This window comes from Burkholderia sp. Bp8991 (genome assembly GCF_003853795.1).
Classification (GTDB): domain Bacteria; phylum Pseudomonadota; class Gammaproteobacteria; order Burkholderiales; family Burkholderiaceae; genus Burkholderia.
This window is the reverse complement of record NZ_QTQJ01000038.1, coordinates 16,801-34,248: the sequence shown is the minus strand read 5'-3', so window position 1 is coordinate 34,248 and position 17,448 is coordinate 16,801. Positions and strand designations below refer to the sequence as shown.

19 protein-coding genes are annotated in these 17,448 nt (G+C 67.1%); 16 read left to right on the top strand and 3 right to left on the bottom strand.

Annotated features, from left to right (window positions below):
• Nucleotides 1-69: 69 nt before the first annotated feature.
• Entirely contained in the window at nt 70-1,014 is a 945-nt protein-coding gene (locus DIE02_RS30455; protein ID WP_124530122.1) for a LysR family transcriptional regulator, read from the bottom strand.
• 101 nt (nt 1,015-1,115) lie between these two features.
• Between DIE02_RS30455 and DIE02_RS30450 the strand changes: the two genes are divergently transcribed.
• From DIE02_RS30450 to DIE02_RS30430, 5 genes are all read left to right on the top strand, one after another.
• The gene (locus tag DIE02_RS30450; RefSeq protein WP_124530121.1) at nt 1,116-2,252 is read left to right on the top strand and encodes an MFS transporter; all 1,137 of its coding nucleotides are present in this window, start codon (nt 1,116-1,118) and stop codon (nt 2,250-2,252) included.
• A 29-nt stretch (nt 2,253-2,281) separates the two neighbouring features.
• Nucleotides 2,282-2,605 carry a MoaF-related domain-containing protein gene (locus DIE02_RS30445; protein WP_124486136.1) on the top strand — a complete coding sequence of 108 codons (324 nt, stop codon included), beginning with the start codon at nt 2,282-2,284 and terminating at the stop codon, nt 2,603-2,605.
• A gap of 16 nt (nt 2,606-2,621) precedes the next feature.
• Nucleotides 2,622-3,590 carry an LLM class oxidoreductase gene (locus tag DIE02_RS30440; RefSeq protein WP_124530120.1) on the top strand — a complete coding sequence of 323 codons (969 nt, stop codon included), beginning with the start codon at nt 2,622-2,624 and terminating at the stop codon, nt 3,588-3,590.
• Between the two features lie 149 nt (nt 3,591-3,739).
• On the top strand, nt 3,740-4,546 hold the full coding sequence (gene dkgB, locus DIE02_RS30435) for a 2,5-didehydrogluconate reductase DkgB (protein WP_044845844.1): 807 nt from the start codon (nt 3,740-3,742) through the stop codon (nt 4,544-4,546).
• Between the two features lie 64 nt (nt 4,547-4,610).
• On the top strand, nt 4,611-5,726 hold the full coding sequence (locus DIE02_RS30430) for an alkene reductase (protein ID WP_124530119.1): 1,116 nt from the start codon (nt 4,611-4,613) through the stop codon (nt 5,724-5,726).
• Between the two features lie 124 nt (nt 5,727-5,850).
• Here DIE02_RS30430 and DIE02_RS30425 read toward each other — a convergent pair whose 3' ends face one another.
• A complete protein-coding gene (locus DIE02_RS30425) occupies nt 5,851-6,516 on the bottom strand; it encodes an O-methyltransferase (protein ID WP_124486132.1) in 666 nt (221 codons plus the stop codon).
• Nucleotides 6,517-6,564: 48 nt separating this feature from the next.
• Between DIE02_RS30425 and DIE02_RS30420 the strand changes: the two genes are divergently transcribed.
• The 7 genes from DIE02_RS30420 to DIE02_RS30390 all read left to right on the top strand — a co-directional run bounded on the left by DIE02_RS30420 (nt 6,565) and on the right by DIE02_RS30390 (nt 13,543).
• Nucleotides 6,565-7,242 (top strand): TetR family transcriptional regulator, encoded by a 678-nt coding sequence (locus DIE02_RS30420; protein WP_124530118.1) that lies wholly within the window; start codon nt 6,565-6,567, stop codon nt 7,240-7,242.
• Between the two features lie 537 nt (nt 7,243-7,779).
• Entirely contained in the window at nt 7,780-9,168 is a 1,389-nt protein-coding gene (locus tag DIE02_RS30415) for an NCS2 family permease (protein WP_124486130.1), read from the top strand.
• A 239-nt stretch (nt 9,169-9,407) separates the two neighbouring features.
• Nucleotides 9,408-10,001 (top strand): hypothetical protein, encoded by a 594-nt coding sequence (locus tag DIE02_RS30410; protein WP_124486129.1) that lies wholly within the window; start codon nt 9,408-9,410, stop codon nt 9,999-10,001.
• A gap of 30 nt (nt 10,002-10,031) precedes the next feature.
• Complete coding sequence (locus tag DIE02_RS30405) at nt 10,032-10,244, top strand: hypothetical protein (RefSeq protein ID WP_124530117.1); 213 nt, start codon at nt 10,032-10,034, stop codon at nt 10,242-10,244.
• Nucleotides 10,241-11,161 (top strand): LysR substrate-binding domain-containing protein, encoded by a 921-nt coding sequence (locus tag DIE02_RS30400; protein ID WP_185702668.1) that lies wholly within the window; start codon nt 10,241-10,243, stop codon nt 11,159-11,161. Before DIE02_RS30405 ends, DIE02_RS30400 begins: the two co-directional genes overlap by 4 nt.
• 225 nt (nt 11,162-11,386) lie before the next feature.
• Nucleotides 11,387-12,169, top strand: coding sequence for an ABC transporter substrate-binding protein (locus DIE02_RS30395; protein WP_044845853.1), 783 nt, complete (start codon nt 11,387-11,389; stop codon nt 12,167-12,169).
• Nucleotides 12,170-12,427: 258 nt separating this feature from the next.
• Nucleotides 12,428-13,543, top strand: coding sequence for a succinylglutamate desuccinylase/aspartoacylase family protein (locus DIE02_RS30390; protein ID WP_124530116.1), 1,116 nt, complete (start codon nt 12,428-12,430; stop codon nt 13,541-13,543).
• Nucleotides 13,544-13,692: 149 nt separating this feature from the next.
• On the opposite strand, the gene DIE02_RS30385 is transcribed toward DIE02_RS30390, so the two are convergent.
• Nucleotides 13,693-14,499, bottom strand: a complete 807-nt coding sequence (locus tag DIE02_RS30385) for a MetQ/NlpA family ABC transporter substrate-binding protein (RefSeq protein WP_124530115.1) — start codon at nt 14,497-14,499, stop codon at nt 13,693-13,695.
• A 306-nt stretch (nt 14,500-14,805) separates the two neighbouring features.
• Between DIE02_RS30385 and DIE02_RS30380 the strand changes: the two genes are divergently transcribed.
• The 4 genes from DIE02_RS30380 to DIE02_RS30365 all read left to right on the top strand — a co-directional run bounded on the left by DIE02_RS30380 (nt 14,806) and on the right by DIE02_RS30365 (nt 17,268).
• Entirely contained in the window at nt 14,806-15,966 is a 1,161-nt protein-coding gene (locus DIE02_RS30380; protein WP_124486126.1) for a porin, read from the top strand.
• Nucleotides 15,967-16,189: 223 nt separating this feature from the next.
• Entirely contained in the window at nt 16,190-16,450 is a 261-nt protein-coding gene (locus DIE02_RS30375) for a DUF2866 domain-containing protein (RefSeq protein WP_044849042.1), read from the top strand.
• A 135-nt stretch (nt 16,451-16,585) separates the two neighbouring features.
• The gene (locus DIE02_RS30370; protein WP_124486125.1) at nt 16,586-16,969 is read left to right on the top strand and encodes a DUF6232 family protein; all 384 of its coding nucleotides are present in this window, start codon (nt 16,586-16,588) and stop codon (nt 16,967-16,969) included.
• Nucleotides 16,970-17,040: 71 nt separating this feature from the next.
• Nucleotides 17,041-17,268: a hypothetical protein gene (locus DIE02_RS30365; RefSeq protein ID WP_124486124.1), complete on the top strand. Its 228-nt coding sequence runs from the start codon at nt 17,041-17,043 to the stop codon at nt 17,266-17,268.
• Nucleotides 17,269-17,448 lie beyond the last annotated feature (180 nt).

The window sequence follows — 17,448 nt, the reverse complement described above, 5'->3', positions numbered from 1 at the left end:
CCGGAGGAAGTCCGCCGAGCCGTCCTGCGCGGGAACGGCACCCGGCGGCGACGACGCAGCCGTCCCCGGCTACACCGTCCCCATCCACGCCGCCTTGCGCCGCGCCGGCGCATCGCTGCCGCCGCTCCCGCCGCCCAGCACCTCGATCATGTAATCGACGAACGACGCGATCCGCGACGAAATCGCGGTATTCCGGTAATACACCGCGTTGATCGGCTGCTCGACGTCGAGCGTCTGCCGCGCGAGCACCTGCACGAGCCGCCCGGCCTCGCGATCCTGCGCGGTCATGAAATCCGACAGGCACACGACGCCCGCGCCCTCCAGCGCGAGCTGCCGCAGCGTCTCGCCGCTCGACGACCAGATACCGGGCTCGATGCGGCTCGGCTCGCCGTCCGCGCCGAGGATCGGCCACACGTTCAGCGATTCGGGCTGCGTGAAGCCGAGCAGCGTGTGCTTGCCGAGATCCTCGACCTTGCGCGGCTGGCCGTGCGCTTCGATATAGGCTGGGCTCGCGAGGATGCGCAGCCGGCTGTTGCCGATCCGCCGGCTGTGCAGGGTCGAATCCTTGAGCCGGCCGATCCGGATCGCGACGTCGGTGCGCCGCTCGAGCAGGTCGATGATCCCTTCGTTGCTGTTCAGCTCCAGGTCGACCTTCGGGAAGCGTTCGCGGTAGCCGCGCACGAGCGGCACGATCACGTGCAGCATGAACGGCGTCGCGGCATCGACGCGCAGCCGCCCCGACGGCATTTCGCGCCGCGCGAGCATCTGCTCCTCGGCGTTCTCGACCGATTCGATGATCGCGCGCGCGTCCTGCAGGAACGCGCGCCCCTCTTCGGTCAGTTCGAGCCGGCGCGTGGTCCGGCGCAGCAGCGTGGTCTTCAGCTTCTCCTCGAGCCGCGCGAGCGTGCGGCTCGTGGCCGACACGGTGAGGTCGAGCTGCTGGGCGGCGGCGGTGATCGAACCGGTGTCGACCACGGCGGCAAAGGCCTGGAGTTCGTCGAGGGTGATCTTCATTGTTGATCTGAAATCAAAACAATTTGGTTTATAGACCAGTTTTTCCGCAAAAGTAAAGGCGGCACACTGCGCTCCATCCTCACTGGAACCAGGATCCCGCCATGCCACTCGCCCTGCTTGCGCTGACCATCAGCGCCTTTGCCATCGGCACGACCGAATTCGTGATCGTCGGGCTGATCCCGACGATCGGCGCCGATCTCGGCGTCAGCCTGCCGTCGGCCGGCCTGCTCGTCAGCCTCTACGCGCTGAGCGTCGCGATCGGCGCGCCGCTCCTCACCGCGCTCACCGGCCGCGTGCCGCGCAAGATGCTGCTCGCCGCGCTGATGGCGCTCTTCACCGTCGGCAACCTCGTCGCCTGGCAGGCGCCGGGCTACGAATCGCTGATCGTCGCGCGCGTGCTCACCGGCCTCGCGCACGGCGTGTTCTTCTCGGTCGGCTCGATCATCGCGACCACGCTCGTGCCGAAGGACAAGGCAGCCAGCGCGATCGCGACGATGTTCAGCGGGATGACCGTCGCGTTCGTCGCCGGCATTCCGCTCGGCACCTTCATCGGCCAGCACTTCGGCTGGCGCGCGACGTTCCTGATCGTCGCGCTGTTCGGCCTCGTCGCGTTCCTCGGCGCGGTGGCGTTCGTGCCGCGCGGTCTTCCGCAAACGCCGCCGGCGCCGCTCGCCCGCCAGTTCCGCGTGCTCGCCCAGCCGCGCCTGCTGCTCGTCTACGCGATGACGGCGGTCGGCTACGGCGGCTCGCTGATCGCGTTCACCTACATGGCACCGCTGCTCGAACAGATCGCCGGCTTCACGCCGTCGCAGGTCAGCCTCGTGCTCGTCGGCTACGGCGTGTCGGTCGCGGTCGGCAACGTGTGGGGCGGCAAGCTCGCCGACAGCGTCGGCCCGGTCAAGGCGCTCAAGCGGATCTTCCTGCTGCTCGCGATCGTGCTGCTCGCGCTGACCTTCACGGTGCACGTGAAGTGGCTCGCGGTGCTGACGATGCTCGCGTGGGGCGCGGTCGCGTTCGGCAACGTGCCGGGCCTGCAGGTGTACGTCGTCAAGCAGGCGCGCCACTTCGCGCCGGACGCCACCGACGTCGCATCGGGCTTCAACATCGCCGCGTTCAACCTCGGCGTCGCGGGCGGCTCGTCGCTCGGCGCATTCGCGCTGACCGCGCTGAGCGGCCGTCTCGACCGCGGCCAGGGCCTGCCCGAACGCACGGCCGAACCCGTCGAACTCGCCCATTGAACGTCAACCTTTTGCAGGAGCTATTCAGCATGAACGCATCGACCCAACGCCCGCCGTTCGCCGGCAAGACGTTCGAAGTCCGTTACGAGGGCCTCACCGCGCTCAACGCCTATGACGAAGACGGCCTCCGCATGCGCTACGAAATCACCGAAGGCGCATACGCCGGCGCGAAGGGCGAAGTCGCCTGCACGTGGCAGCACGTCGCCGGCGAGACCTATGCGATCTCGTGGCAGGAAGCCGACCGCGCCACCGTGGTGCACATCGACGACTTCGCGGCCGGCACGTCGCGCTCGTTCTTCACCGCGGCGTCGCTCGATTTCTACCGGCTCGAAGGCAGCCTGCGCGCGATCTGAACGGAGACGCCCGATCATGTCCACCTCACTCGACAAGCTCACCGCCGGCGGCTTCAGCATCGGCATCGAACTGCCGCTCGACAACGACTGGTCGCCGGCCGGCGACGCGAAGCGCCAGCACGACGGCCGCCGCCCCGGCGTGCCCGACCTGGAAATTCACGCGGAACTCGCGCAACTGGCCGACACGCTCGGCTTCCGCGCGCTCTGGGTGCGCGACGTGCCGGTGTACGACCCGTCGTTCGGCGACGCCGCGCAGGTGTTCGAGACCTTCTCGTATCTCGGCTACCTCGCCGGCATCACGCGCGACATCCTGCTCGGCACGGCGGCCGTCGTGCTGCCGCTGCGCGAACCGCTGCTGACGCTGAAATCGGCCGCGACGATCCAGGAACTGAGCCGCTCACGCCTGCTGCTCGGCGTCGCGAGCGGCGACCGGCCGGTCGAATATCCGCTGTTCGGCCGCGACTTCGCATCGCGCGGCGCGAATTTCCGCGACCAGATCGCGCTGCTGCGCGACGGCGCGCGCGCTCACCTGCCGCCGGGCCTCGACGTGCTGCCGGCCGCGCGCTCGCCGGTGCCGCTGCTCGTCGCGGGTCTCGCGCAGCAGACGCCCGCCTGGATCGGCGAACACATGGACGGCTGCCTCGCGTATCCGGGCACGCCGGACGATCACCTGAAACGGGTCGCGAACTGGCGCGCGGTGGCCGGCAACAAGCCGTACGTGAGCTTCATCCACCTCGACCTCGCGGACGATCCGCACGAGCCGCTGCAGCGGCACCGCTTCGGCGCGCGCGCCGGGCGCATCGCGCTGACGGAGGAACTCGCGGCGATGCGCGACGCGGGCGTGCAGCACATCGGCCTGCATTTCCGCCGCAACCGCCGTCCGCTCGACGAGACGATGGCCGAGATCGCGTCGGACGTGCTGCCGGCATTCCATGCGAATGCGAACGACGCTGCCGACACGAGCGCGCACACGGCCACGGCCTGACGAAGGCACGCCGGCAGCCGGCTCGACCCACGACCGATATTTGACTTTAAATCAAATATTTTTGACCTCTAAAGGCGTTTATCTCATCAGTATCAAGCGCCAGAATGACTTCCATACCGCAATCGGTCCACCTATCCCAGGAGCACAAGATGAGCAACATTCCCGCATTCGGCCTCGGTACGTTCCGCCTGCAAGGCCAGGTTGTGATCGACTCGGTCCGTAACGGCCTCGAAGTCGGCTATCGCGCGATCGACACCGCGCAGATCTACGGCAACGAAGCCGAAGTCGGCGAAGCGATCGCCGCGTCGGGCGTGCGCCGCGAAGACCTGTTCCTCACGACGAAGATCTGGGTCGACAACTATGCACCGGAAAAGCTGGTGGCGAGCCTCGAGGAAAGCCTGCGCAAGCTGCGCACCGACTATGTCGACCTGACGCTGATCCACTGGCCGGCCCCGGACAACGGCGTGTCGCTCGAGGCATTCATGACTGCGCTCGCCGAAGCCAAGGCGAAGGGCCTCACGCGCCAGATCGGCATCTCGAACTTCAACATCGAACTGACGAAGCAAGCGATCGCGGTGGTCGGCAAGGATGCGATCGCGACGAACCAGATCGAACTGAGCCCGTACCTGCAGAACCGCAAGCTGGTCGAGTTCCTGAACGCCGAAGGCATCCACGTGACGTCGTACATGACGCTCGCGTACGGCAAGGTGCTCGGCGACCCGGTGATCGGCGCGATCGCGCAGCGTCACGACGCGACGCCGGCGCAAGTCGCGCTGGCCTGGGCACTGCAGCTCGGCTACTCGGTGATCCCGTCGTCGACCAAGCGCGAGAACCTCGCGAGCAACCTGCTCGCGCAGACGCTGCGCCTCACCGACGAAGACATGGCGCAGATCGCCGCGCTCGAGCGCAACGGCCGCGAAGTCGATCCGGCCGGCCTCGCGCCGACGTGGGACTAAGCGCGCCGCACCCTCAATCGACCCGTCCGCGGCCAGCCGGCCGCGGCACCGACAGGAATCCATCATGACCCAGGACCCGCTGTTCCAACCGCTGCAATTCGGCGCGCTGACGCTGCCGAACCGCATCGTGATGCCGCCGATGACGCGCTCGCGCGCGAGCCAGCCCGGCGACGAAGCCAACGAACTGATGGCCGCGTATTACGCGCAGCGCGCGAGTGCGGGCCTGATCGTCAGCGAAGGCACCTACATCGCGCCGCTCGGCAAGGGCTACGCATGGACGCCCGGCATCCACACGCCATCGCAGGTCGCCGGCTGGCGCAAGGTGACGGACGCCGTCCACGCCGCGCACGGTCGCATCTTCGCGCAGCTGTGGCACGTCGGCCGGCTGAGCCACACGAGCCTGCTCGGCGGCCGGCAACCCGTGTCGTCGTCGCCGCTCCAGGCGAAGGGCGTGAACGTGTTCATCGCCGGTGAAGACGGCAGCACGCCGGGCTTCGTGCAGGCCTCCGAGCCGCGCGCGCTGTCCGTCGACGAAATCCGCGAGATCGTCGATCAGTACCGCGCCGCCGCGCGCAACGCGATCGAGGCAGGCTTCGACGGCGTCGAGCTGCATGGCGCGAACGGCTATCTCGTGAACCAGTTCATCGACTCGAACGCGAACACGCGTACCGACGCGTACGGCGGCTCGCTCGAAAACCGGCTGCGCTTCCTGCGCGAAGTCACGCAGGCGCTGATCGAAGGCACCGGCGACGCATCGCGCGTCGGCATCCGCCTCGCGCCGTTGACCACGCTGAACGGCTGCGTCGACGACGATCCGGAAACGACCTACCTCGCCGCCGCGAAGCTGCTCGGCGAACTCGGCGTCGGCTACCTGCACATCGCGGAAGCCGACTGGGACGATGCGCCGCTGATGCCGGTCGAATTCAAGCAGCAGCTGCGTGCCGCGTACCCGGGCGTGCTGATCTACGCCGGCGCATATACCGCAGAGCGCGCCCGCGAAGCGATCGCCGCCGGCTGGGCCGACCTCGTCGCCTTCGGCCGCCCGTTCGTCGCGAACCCCGACCTGCCCGAGCGCCTGCGCACCGGCGCCGCGCTCACGCCGCACGACCGCAATACGCTGTTCGGCGGCGGCGCACAGGGCCTGACCGACTATCCGACGCTCGCGCAAGCCGCGGCGTAAACGATCCGAAGGAATCCTGCATGAAAGCAACGCTCGCCCGGCTCGCGCTCGCCGCGATCCTGCCGTTCACGGCGGCCCAGGCGGCGCGCGCCGCGCGGCCAGCATGCTTGCAACGTCTCGCCGCTCAGCCGATCCGCATCGACAGCTCGACATCGCCGCCGAACGGCACCGACAGGTAGCCGTTCTCCGGCGCACGCACGTAGGCCAGGTAGTCGGGGCTGTATTCCGCGTTGTCGGCGACGACGAACGCGCCGGGCCGCAGCCGCGGCTCGACTCGCGCGAGGATCTCCGGATACAGCGCCTTCGCGCCGTCGAGCAACACGAGATCGACGGTCTCCGGCAGATCGGCCGCCAGCGTGCGCAGCGCATCGCCCACGCGGATTTCCACCAGATCGGCCAGCCCGGCCGCCGTCAGATTCGCGCGCGCCCGTTCGACCTTCGACGCTTCGAACTCACTCGTGATCACCCGGCCGCCGCCGTTGTCGCGCAGCGCGGCCGCGAGGTGCAGCGTCGAGATGCCGAACGACGTGCCGAATTCGACGATCGAGCGCGCACCGCAGCCGCGCGCGAGCATGTACAGCAGCGTGCCCGTCTCGCGCGACACCGCGAGCGGATAGTCCTTCAGGCGTGCATAGAAATCGGCGTAACCGGTCTTGCTGCGCATCAGCCGCGCGTGCTCGTCGTGCGACAGGTCGGCGAAGTCCGGGCTCGACGCGGGCGACGATGCCTCGGCTTCGTCGAACAGGCGCGCGAGCAGCGCCGCCAGCGGGTCGTGAATCAGGGTGGTCATGCGAATCTCCGGTGTCAGGTTGAGTGCGTCAGGGCGCCCGACTAGAATATGACGAACTATTCAGGTTTTACTATTCGCATTGGCAGACCCGTCATGACCGACCGCCGCAACACCCCGATCGCCTCGCGCAGACTGCCTCGGCAGGCCCGCTCGACCCAGCTCGTCGACGCCGTGCTGCAGGCCGCTATTCAGGTTCTGGCGACCGAAGGCGCGCAGCGCTTCACGATGGCGCGCGTCGCCGAGCGCGCCGGCGTGAGCGTCGGCTCGCTGTACCAGTACTTCCCGAACAAGGCGGCCGTGCTGTTCCAGCTCCAGCACGACGAGTGGCGGCAGACGTCCGGGATGCTCTGCGCGATTCTGCAGGACCCGCGGCAGACGCCGCCCGAGCGCCTGCGCACCGCCGTCCACGCGTTCATCCGTTCGGAATGCGACGAAGCGCCCATGCGCATCGCACTCGACGATGCCGCGCCGCTCTATCGCGACGCCCCCGAGGCGCAGGAAGTGAAGGCCGCGTGCAACCGGATCTTCAGCGCGTTCATGCGCGAAGCGCTGCCCGACGTGCCCGACGCCACGCATGCGCTCGCGTGCGAATTGATCATGACGACGCTCACGACGGGCGGCAAGGCATTCTCCGAAACCGCGCGCACGCCTGCGGAAATCGACGCATATGCGACCGCGATGGCCGACATGTTCTGCACGTACCTCGCGCATCTCGCGCGTGTCTGATGCAGTGGCAGGCCAGGACGAGCGCGGGCGCGGCCCGCGCGCGGCACCGGCATCATCCGGATGCGGGTTGCGCACGGCCGCGTTTTCACATCCGGCGCGGCTGTTTCCGCGCGCCCGCGCAGCCTCTCCGAAAGTCCTTCGTAAGACTCGATGCATCACCCGCTCCCGCCCTGCCCGCCGACCCCGCATTCAAATAGTCGCCTTAACGGATTCGAACTAGGCGTATACACGCGTTCCGCGACGACGAAGCCCCGTTGCACGCCGATATAAGCGCTGCGACATGCGCTGCATGCTCTTCCCCCAATGGGACGTGATGGGCCGTTCGCCTAACCTTCGCTACGGCAAAGCACACGTGACGGGGTCGACCGCACCACGCGTCGCACGACGCGGCACACGCGCCCCTTCGACGCGCGTACGACGACACGACTCACGCGTGATGCGTCCCCACGACGCCGCCGAACATTCCAACCAGATTCGAGACACCCTGACGACGGTCCGCCACGGGCCGTTTCAGCATGCTGATAAAGGAGCAAGCTCATGAGTGATACCCCGGTGCAGCCGACGGTCGGCGTCGGCGCGGAAGAAACGGACTTCGGCACCAAGGGAGTCATCGACCGGTACTTCGGCATTTCGTCGCGCGGCAGCACGCAGCGTCGCGAAATCGTCGCGGGCGTGACCACTTTCCTCGCGATGGTCTACTCCGTGTTCGTCGTGCCCGGCATGTTCGGCAAGGCCGGCTTCGACACGAGCGCGGTATTCGTCGCGGTCTGCCTCACCACCGCGTTCGGTTCGCTGCTGATGGGCCTGTGGGCGAAGCTGCCGATCGCGATCGGCTGCGCGATTTCGCTGACGGCGTTCACCGCGTTCGGGCTCGTGCTCGGCAAGGGCCTGCCGCCGGCCGTCGCGCTCGGCGCCGTGTTCCTGATGGGTCTCGTGTTCACGGGCATCTCGGTCACCGGCGTGCGTTCGTGGATCCTGCGCAACCTGCCCGCGGGCGTCGCGCACGGCACCGGGATCGGCATCGGCCTGTTCCTGCTGCTGATCGCGTCGAACGACGTCGGCCTCGTGATCAAGAATCCGGGCGCCGGCCTGCCGGTCTCGCTCGGCCAGATCACCGCGTTCCCGGTCATCATGTCGGTCGTCGGCCTCGCCGCGATCTTCGGGCTCGAGAAGCGTCGCGTGCCGGGCGGCATCCTGCTCGTCGTGGTCGCGATCTCGCTGATCGGCCTCGCGTTCGATCCGGCCGTGAAGTACCGCGGCATCTTCGCGCTGCCGTCGCTGAGCGCACCGGGCCACGCGTCGCTGATCGGCGCGATGGACATCAAGGGCGCATTGTCGATGGCCGTGCTGCCGAGCGTGCTGGCGCTCGTGATGACCGCCGTGTTCGACGCGACCGGCACGATCCGCGCGGTCGCGGGCCAGGCCGGCCAGCTCGACGAGAACGGCCGCATCATCAACGGCGGCCGCGCGCTGACCGCCGATTCGGTCAGCTCGATCTTCTCCGGCTTCCTCGGCGGCGCGCCGGCGGCGGCCTACATCGAGTCGAGCGTCGGCGTGGCGGCCGGTGCGAAGACGGGCCTCGCGGCCGCGGTGGTCGGCGTGCTGTTCCTGGTCGTGATGTTCTTCTCGCCGCTCGCGGGCCTCGTGCCGTCGTACGCCACGGCCCCCGCGCTGATGTACGTCGGCCTGCTGATGCTCGGCAGCGTGAGCAAGCTGCACATGGACGACATGGTCGACGCGATGTCGGGCCTCGTGTGCGCGGTGTTCATCGTGCTGACCGCGAACATCGTGACGGGCATCATGCTCGGCTTCTCGACGCTCGTGATCGGCCGCGTCGCCAGCGGCGAATTCCGCAAGCTCAACGTCGGCACCGTGCTCATCGCGGCCGTGCTCGTCACGTTCTATCTCGGTGGCTGGGCGATCTGACCGCGGATCATGCGCGACGTCGCCTGCCGAAGGGCGGCGCGCATCGGGACGGCATCGTCTCCTCCACCATCGTCGTTGATGGTCTCCAGGCTCGGGAACGTACGTTTCCGGGCTTTTTTTCGTCGGTGCGGCGGGGGTGCCACCGGGCCGTTCGACCGACACGGGAAACCGCGGCAGCGTGCCGCGCATCTCGAATCCGCACGCGGTGCTACGATCGCGTTTTATCCTCCGGAACGCTCATGAATCCGTTCGGCATCGTCTCCGAATCAGACACGCGGACCGCGGCGCGCAAGCCACCGTTCATCCCGTCGTTCGGTTTCGTCGAAGTTCATGAATCGCGGCCGATCGACGCGCCGCCGTCGCGCATCATCGATGCGGTGGCCACGCTCGACATGCGCGCCGATCCCGTCATCGACGCGCTGCTTGCCGTGCGCGAAGCGCCGGCGGCCATCGCCCGCGCGCTGGGCCAGCGTCCGGCCGGCGCCGCCCGCGAGCGCTTCGGCTTCGATTCGTTCACGCTGCTGCATCGCGACGACACGTCGCTGTCGCTCGGGCTCGTCGGACGCTTCTGGCGTCCGACGCCCGACGTGCGCACGATCGATGACGCCGCGGCGTTCGTGCGGCACGACGATCCGGATGACGCGAAGCTGGTGTTGCGCTTCGAGGTCGTCGGGCTGTCGTCAGGCGCGCGGCTGCTGCGCACCGAAACCTTCGTGCACTGTCCGAGCGCGCGCACGCGCCTGCTGTTCCTGCCGTACTGGCTCGCGATCCGGCTCGGGAGCGGCTGGATCCGCCGCCGCACGCTCGCGGCCGTCGAACTGGCGCTCGCCTGACACGCCGGGACGCCGTCGAACGGAAACGCGATGATGTCGTATCGCGGCATACATCGACGGCATCTCGAACACGCACGCAACATCATCTGCAATCCTGATCGGTTTACCGCCGCACACAACGAAACGGCGCCGCGCACCGCCGCGCGATTTTTGTTCCGCCCCGCGGCCGCCGTCACCTCGCGCTACCCTATCGATCTTCGCGCCGGCGCCCCGGCCCGCCGCCAGATCCGAACCGATCGATGACCCGCATCCGCAACCACCTGAACATCGCGCAGCTCCAGGCCTTCGTCTCCGCCGCGCATCACAAGAGCCTGCGCGCCGCCGCGCGCGAGCTCGGCGTCACCCAGCCCGCGATCACGCACACGATCCGCGAACTCGAAACGGCGCTGAACGCGGAACTGCTCGTGCGCAGCGTGCGCGGCGTCGAGCTGACCGCGTGCGGCCACGCGCTGCTGCCGCGCGCCGAGCAGCTGCTCGGCGACATGCGCCGCACCGTCGAGGCCGTCGAGCAGGTGAAAGGGGAAATGTCGGGGCGCGTCGCGGTCGGCACGATGCCGTCGATCGCGCTGACCGCGCTGCCGCACGCGGTCACCGCCTTCCGCCGGTCGATGCCGAACGTGAACCTGCATCTGGAGGAAGTGACGGTGCCCGACGCGCTCGCGCAGCTGCGCAACGGCACGCTCGACATCGCTGCGATGCACCATGTGCCCGCGCTCGACCGCGATTTCACGCAGGTCCCGCTGCTGTCGACCGAGTTCACCGTCGTGATGCGCGAAGGCCACCCGCTCGCGCACGCGCGCCGATTAGAGGAATTGCTCGACGCGGAATGGATCGTCACGGTCGGCGCCGAGCAGTTTCCGCACAGCGTGATGGTCGGGATGTTCGAGGCGCGCGGGCTGCCGCTGCCGAAGCGCCTGCTGCGCTCGCCGATGTCGTTCGCGGTGACGCTCGGGCTCGTCGCCCGCTCCGACGTGATCGGCTGCTTCACGCGCCCGCTGGCCGCGATGGTGGCGCCGCTCGGGATCCGCACGGCCGATCTCGACGAAAGCATGCCGCGCTTCGACCTGTCGATCATCGCGCGCCGCGACCTGCTGCCGACGCCGGCGGTATCGCAATTCGTCACCTGCCTGCGGCGCGCGGTCAACGAAACGCTAGGTTGAATCGTTCCTTCCTCTGAAACGGTCGCGCGCCGCATGCGCAGCCGTCGGGTCCGGTATCGGGGCTTGTCCTAGGCGCCCTGCCGGTATTTTGTCTTGATAATCTTGCGCACGTCGCGCGCCCGCATCGGGCAGCGAAACGGACAGTCCGACGCGAAGCCGCGCCGGGCCGAAGGCTTACGGCGCGGCACAACCGCGCACCCATCGAACAAAACGAGGAGTCACCGAGTGAAAAAGATTCTTGCGGCTGTGACCGTGGCCCTGCTCGCCGTATCGGCCGGCACTGCATACGCGAAGGACTGGACGACCGTACGCTTCGGCGTCGACGCAAGCTACCCGCCTTTCGAATCGAAAGGGGCTGACGGCAAGGTGGTCGGCTTCGACGTCGATCTCGGCAACGAAATCTGCCGCCGCATCAACGCGAAGTGCGTGTGGATCGAGAACGACTTCGACGGGATGATCCCCGCACTGAAGGCTCGCAAGTTCGACGGCGTCCTGTCGTCGATGTCGATGACGCCGGCACGCGAGGAACAGATCGCGTTCTCGTCGAAGCTGTTCAACACGCCGACGCGCCTCGTCGCGAAGAAGGGCGCCGGCCTGATGCCGACGGCCGAATCGCTGAAGGGCAAGTCGGTCGGCGTCGAGCAGGGCACGATCCAGGAAACCTACGCGAAGACGTACTGGGCCTCGAAGGGCGTGAACGTCGTGCCTTACCAGAACCAGGACCAGGTCTACGCCGACCTGATCTCGGGCCGTCTGGACGGCGCGCTGCAGGACGCGGTGCAGGCTGAAATCGGCTTCCTGAAGACGCCGCGCGGCGCGAACTTCGATTTCGCCGGCAAGGACATCGACGATCCGAAGACGCTCGGCAACGGCGCCGGCATCGGCCTGCGCAAGGAAGACACCGACCTGAAGGCGAAGATCGACGGCGCGATCGCCGGCATGCGCAAGGACGGCACGTACGACAAGATCGCGAAGAAGTACTTCGATTTCGACGTGTACGGCAAGTAACACCGCGCAACGCGCGCCTCGCGACCGCGCAGACGGGCTCCGCAAGGAGCCCGTTTTTTTTGCTCGCGCGCGGCGAAAGGCCGCTCGACACGCGTGGACGAAGGGCTGCGGCGCCGTTATTTTTTACGCGCCAACCCGATGATTCGTAAAGGAAATCGACATGGCCGGCGCGCGGTTTGATAGGTTCGCGGAAGGCAACGTACAATCGATCTTCCACGCATACCGGATCACTCGCGGCTGCGCCGCCCTCCCCTCATCATGCAAACGCAGACCCATCCGCTGATTTCCCCCGCCGTCGGCACCGAACGCCAGATCACGAGCTTCCACTACGGCCCGCGCGGCGGCAAGAAGGTCTACATCCAGTCGTCGCTGCACGCGGACGAACTGCCCGGCATGCTGGTCGCCACGCTGCTGCGCCGCAAGATCGCCGCGCTCGAGACGGCCGGCAAGCTGCGCGGCGAAGTGGTCATCGTCCCCGTGCCGAACCCGATCGGCCTGTCGCAGCACGTGTTCGGCGATCACCTCGGCCGCTTCGAGCTCGGCTCGATGCAGAACTTCAACCGCAATTTCTACGATCTCGCGGCGCTCGTGCTGCCGCGCATCGAAGGCCGCCTGACGAACGACGCGCAGCGCAACCTCGCCGCCGTACGCGCCGCGATGCGCGAGGCGCTCGACGAACAGAAGCCGCGCACCGAGCTCGAATCGCAGCGCCTCGCGCTGCAGAAGCTGTCGTTCGACGCCGACATCGTGCTCGACCTGCATTGCGACAGCGACGCGGTGATGCACCTGTATACGAACCCCGATCTGTGGGAAGACGTCGAGCCGCTGTCGCGCTACCTGGACGCGCAGGCGTCGCTGCTCGCGCTGAATTCGGTCGGCAACCCGTTCGACGAGATCCACAGTTTCTGCTGGTCGGATCTGCGCAACCGGTTCGGCGATCGCTTCCCGATCCCGAACGGCGCGATTTCCGTCACGGTCGAACTGCGCAGCGAGCGCGACGTGTCGTACGAATTCGCGGAGAAGGACTCACAAGCGATCGTCGAATACCTGACCGAGCGCGGCGTCATCGACGGCACGCCCGCGCCGCTGCCGCCGCTCGCGCATCCGGCCACGCCGCTCGCGGGCACCGATCCGCTCGTCGCGCCGGTGTCCGGCGTGATCGTGTTCCGCACGCCGGTCGGCGCATGGATCGAGGCCGGCCAGGATGTGGCCGACATCGTCGATCCGCTGACCGATCGCGTGATCACGCTGAAGAGCAGCGTATCGGGCGTGCTGTACGCGCGCCAGATCGTGCGCTTCGCGACCGCCGGGATGGAAGTCGCGCGGATTGCCGGCGCGAATCCGATCCGCACCGGGTCGCTGCTGTCGGCCTGAGTCGCCTCCGGTCCGGGCCGCCTGAACGGCCGGCCCGCGCGCCGCATCGCGACGCGCACCAACGAAATCGCCCGCTTGCGCGGGCGATTTGCTTTTTGGCCTGACGGCATGCCCGGCGACGTGGCCGGGGGGGCAGCCGGGCGCAGCGTTCAGAACGCCGGCACGATCGCGCCGCCAAACTTCTGGTCGATGAACTTGCGCACGTCGTCCGATTCATAGGCCGCGACGAGCTTCTTCACCCACGGCTTGTCCTTGTCCTGCGCGCGCACCGCGATCAGGTTCGCGTACGGCCCGCGCAGGTCCTCGATCGCGATCGCATCCTTCACCGGCGTGAGCCCGGCCTTCACCGCGTAGTCGGTGTTGATCGATGCGGCGTCGACATCGGGCAGCGCGCGCGGCAACTGCGCGGAGTCGAGTTCGACGATCTTGATCTTCTTCGGGTTCTCGGCGATGTCGAGCGGCGTCGCGTTCACGCCGTTGCTGCCCACGCCCGGCTTCAGCTTGATCACGCCGTACTTCTGCAGCAGCAGCAGCGCGCGGTTGCCGTTGGACGGATCGTTCTGGATCCCGACCTTCGCGCCGGCCGGCAAGTCCTTCAGCGACTTGAGCTTCTTCGAATAGAAGCCCATCGGCGCCGTGTAGGTCAGCCCGACGTTGACGATCTTGTAGCCGCGCTGCTTGATCTGGCTGTCGAGAAACGGCTGGTGCTGGAAGCCGTTCGCATCGAGGTCGCCCGCATCGAGCGCCGCGTTTGGCTGCACGTAATCGTTGAATTCGATGACCTTGATCGCGAGTCCTTCGCGTGCGGCGACTTTCGTCACCTCGGTCCAGATCTGCGCGTCGGGGCCGCTCATCGTGCCGATCTTCAGCGTCTGGGAATCGGCGTGCGCGCCGGGCGCGGCAAAGGCCAGCACCGCGGCAAGCGCGCCGAGGCCGGTCAGGATCGAACGTCGCATGGTGTCCTCTTGTCCCGTGTCGTTGTTGAAGCGCGCATCGTGGCACGGGGCCGGACCGGCACCAACCAAGCTTATTTCATGTGCATATTCCTCACTCCGATCGAATCTCAGGCGGAATCGGTATAACTCCCTGCTGTACAACCGGGCAGAATCCAATGTCGCATCGGCACCACAGATTCGTAATATGACAAGGCTGTCACATTCATTACGTCGCCCGCCGATAAAGTTGCGACCGGTCCGTGAAAGCGCCCATAGAGAGCGCCGGAACCGCAACTGGACACGCCATTTACTCGCTCGGAGAATCCTTTGAACAAGAAACTGTTGACCATCGCCATCCTCGCAGCAACGGCTGGCACGGCGCACGCACAAAGCAGCGTGACCCTGTACGGTGTCATCGATGCCGGTATCAGCTACGTGAACCACAGCAAGACCGCGAACGGCGGCAGCGGCAAGCTGTTCAAGTACGACGACGGCGTGGCCCAGGGCAGCCGTTGGGGCCTGCGCGGCACCGAAGACCTCGGTGGCGGCCTGAAGGCGATCTTCGTGCTCGAAAACGGCTTCAACAGCGGCAACGGCACGATCGGCCAGGGCGGCGCGATCTTCGGCCGTCAAGCGTACGTCGGCCTGAGCCAGGCGCAATACGGCACGGTCACGTTCGGCCGTCAGTACTCGTTCTCGACCGACATCCTCGGCTCGAACTACTCGACGGGCGGCAACACGGTCGCGGGCAACTACGCGTACCACGTGAACGACGTCGACCAACTCACGTCGAGCCGCATCAACAACTCGGTGAAGTTCCAGAGCGCGAACTACGCCGGCTTCACGTTCGGCGCGTTGTACGGCTTCTCGAACTCGACCGACTTCGCAGGCGCACCGTCGACCACGACGGGCACCACGACGACGGCCGGTTCGTCGCGCGCATACAGCTTCGGCCTGAACTACGCGAACGGCCCGTTCGCACTCGGCGCCGCCTACACGGACATCCGCTTCCCGAGCCAGTCGACGCCGGCATTCTCGACGTCGATCGCGAACATCGCGCTGACGAACATCCGCGACCTGCGCACGTACGGCGTCGGTGGCCGCTACCTCTTCGGGCCGGCAACGGCATGGCTGCTCTGGACGCGCACGCAGTTCACCCCGATCGCGGCTGGCGCATCGGGCACGTTCTACAACGCGTATGAAGCGGGCGTGAAGTACGCGATCACGCCGGCCCTGTCGGCAGCCGTCGGCTACACGTACACGAACGCCACGCAAAGCGGCAACTCGGCACACTGGAACCAGGGCAACATCGGCCTCGACTACGCACTCAGCAAGCGTACGGACGTGTACGCGCTGGTCATCGGCCAGAAGGCGTCGGGCAACAACGTGCAAGCGCAGATCGGCTCGAGCACGAGCTACTTCAGCACGTCGGGCAACGGTGCGACGAACCAGATCGCCGCGCGCGTCGGTATCCGCCACAAGTTCTAAAGCATCCGCTTAACTCGTCCGCTCATCGCGCGGATGACGACGGCACGAAGCGCCCCGCTCCATGCGGGGCGCTTTTTTATGGGCTTTTAAGTTTCGCTTAATTCTGGGCTGAGAGGATGCTCTCACCCCCCCTGTTGGCCGCCTGAGCATCGGCGGCTTCTTTTTTTTGAGACCCACTACGGCACCGCCATCAACTGCCCGCAAGACAGGATCGGAGGCCAAGATGATCGAAGATACCGTTTTCAGCCATCTGCACGCGATTCTGACGCGTCAGCATTCGCTACCGGTCCAGAGCTGCCGCGTGTCGGTGGCGATGCAGCGCCCATGGGGCCGCCCGTACCGGCTCGTCGAATGGACGATGCATCTCGACGCGCCCGCGCGGCGCCAGATCGTACCGGCCGAATCGACCGACGAAGAGATCGCCGAGGTCGTCGCGTCGCACGTGCCGGGCCGCCTGTACGGCGACGGCCAGCTGCAGTTCTGACTTCCCCCTCGTTACGCCTCGTTACCCGTCACTGCCCGCAGCGCGGCCGGCCCGCACGCATCGTGCGGCACTCGGTCTCGTTTGACGCGGCAACGAAGTCTGCTACGCTGCGCGTTTTCGTCCACGCACCATACGATGGAAAACGCATTCAACGAACGCGGCGTGATGGTCACGCGCAACGGCCTGTCGGCCGCCGGGCAGGTCTTCCCGCTGCGTGACATCCGCAACGTCGACGTCGTCAAGATCCCGAAGAATCGCCTCGTGCCGTCGCTGATCTCGCTGATCGGCGTGGTCGCCGCCATTGCCGGCGGCATCGGCGGATCGAGCGCCGCGCTGGTCGTCGGCGTGATGCTCGCCGTCGTCGGCTATCTCGCCTGGACCACGCAGGACATCACGTACCGGCTGATGGTCGAGATGCCCGACGGCAAGCGCGAAGCGCTGTCGAGCGTCGACCCCGAATTCGTCGAACGCGTCGCGCAGGTCGTGCGCGATGCACGGACGGCGACGGCCGCCGGCTGATTTCCGCTGCGCGCGCCGACCACCTACTATGAAATGAGCGGCACGCCGCCGCGTCGTTCGAGGAGGTCGGCATGAACCCCCAATCGCTGTCCGGCATGCTGCGCGCGCAGGAACTGCTGCTCGTCACGATGATCCGCGCGCTTCCGCCCGACGCACGCAGCGCGCTCGTCGACCTCTACGCCGAACAGCTCGCGTTCGCCGAACAGGCCGGCTTCGAAGGTCACGGCGATCGCGCGACACACGACGCGTTCATCGCGCATGCGCGCAACCTGCTGATTCGCATCGAATCGCTCGCATAGGGCCTCTGCTCACGCCGATAACGGACCCGCGCCGGCCCGCTTCTCCCGAATTTGCCCCTGCGCGGTGCGTCCGGTCCGCGCCGGCGGCGTACGTCCGCAGACGCCGCTTTCCGTTCTTGTATTGATAATAGTTCTCATTTACACTGAACGAATCATCAATTCCCTTTCAATTCGCCGTTC

What these genes read in the sequence shown, in the direction of transcription:
- DIE02_RS30455 (WP_124530122.1), bottom strand. Translation starts at nt 1,014, where the DNA reads ATGAAGATCACCCTCGACGAACTCCAGGCCTTTGCCGCCGTGGTCGAC.
- DIE02_RS30450 (WP_124530121.1), top strand. Translation starts at nt 1,116, where the DNA reads ATGCCACTCGCCCTGCTTGCGCTGACCATCAGCGCCTTTGCCATCGGC.
- DIE02_RS30445 (WP_124486136.1), top strand. Translation starts at nt 2,282, where the DNA reads ATGAACGCATCGACCCAACGCCCGCCGTTCGCCGGCAAGACGTTCGAA.
- DIE02_RS30440 (WP_124530120.1), top strand. Translation starts at nt 2,622, where the DNA reads ATGTCCACCTCACTCGACAAGCTCACCGCCGGCGGCTTCAGCATCGGC.
- dkgB (WP_044845844.1), top strand. Translation starts at nt 3,740, where the DNA reads ATGAGCAACATTCCCGCATTCGGCCTCGGTACGTTCCGCCTGCAAGGC.
- DIE02_RS30430 (WP_124530119.1), top strand. Translation starts at nt 4,611, where the DNA reads ATGACCCAGGACCCGCTGTTCCAACCGCTGCAATTCGGCGCGCTGACG.
- DIE02_RS30425 (WP_124486132.1), bottom strand. Translation starts at nt 6,516, where the DNA reads ATGACCACCCTGATTCACGACCCGCTGGCGGCGCTGCTCGCGCGCCTG.
- DIE02_RS30420 (WP_124530118.1), top strand. Translation starts at nt 6,565, where the DNA reads ATGACGAACTATTCAGGTTTTACTATTCGCATTGGCAGACCCGTCATG.
- DIE02_RS30415 (WP_124486130.1), top strand. Translation starts at nt 7,780, where the DNA reads ATGAGTGATACCCCGGTGCAGCCGACGGTCGGCGTCGGCGCGGAAGAA.
- DIE02_RS30410 (WP_124486129.1), top strand. Translation starts at nt 9,408, where the DNA reads ATGAATCCGTTCGGCATCGTCTCCGAATCAGACACGCGGACCGCGGCG.
- DIE02_RS30405 (WP_124530117.1), top strand. Translation starts at nt 10,032, where the DNA reads ATGATGTCGTATCGCGGCATACATCGACGGCATCTCGAACACGCACGC.
- DIE02_RS30400 (WP_185702668.1), top strand. Translation starts at nt 10,241, where the DNA reads ATGACCCGCATCCGCAACCACCTGAACATCGCGCAGCTCCAGGCCTTC.
- DIE02_RS30390 (WP_124530116.1), top strand. Translation starts at nt 12,428, where the DNA reads ATGCAAACGCAGACCCATCCGCTGATTTCCCCCGCCGTCGGCACCGAA.
- DIE02_RS30385 (WP_124530115.1), bottom strand. Translation starts at nt 14,499, where the DNA reads ATGCGACGTTCGATCCTGACCGGCCTCGGCGCGCTTGCCGCGGTGCTG.
- DIE02_RS30375 (WP_044849042.1), top strand. Translation starts at nt 16,190, where the DNA reads ATGATCGAAGATACCGTTTTCAGCCATCTGCACGCGATTCTGACGCGT.
- DIE02_RS30370 (WP_124486125.1), top strand. Translation starts at nt 16,586, where the DNA reads ATGGAAAACGCATTCAACGAACGCGGCGTGATGGTCACGCGCAACGGC.
- DIE02_RS30365 (WP_124486124.1), top strand. Translation starts at nt 17,041, where the DNA reads ATGAACCCCCAATCGCTGTCCGGCATGCTGCGCGCGCAGGAACTGCTG.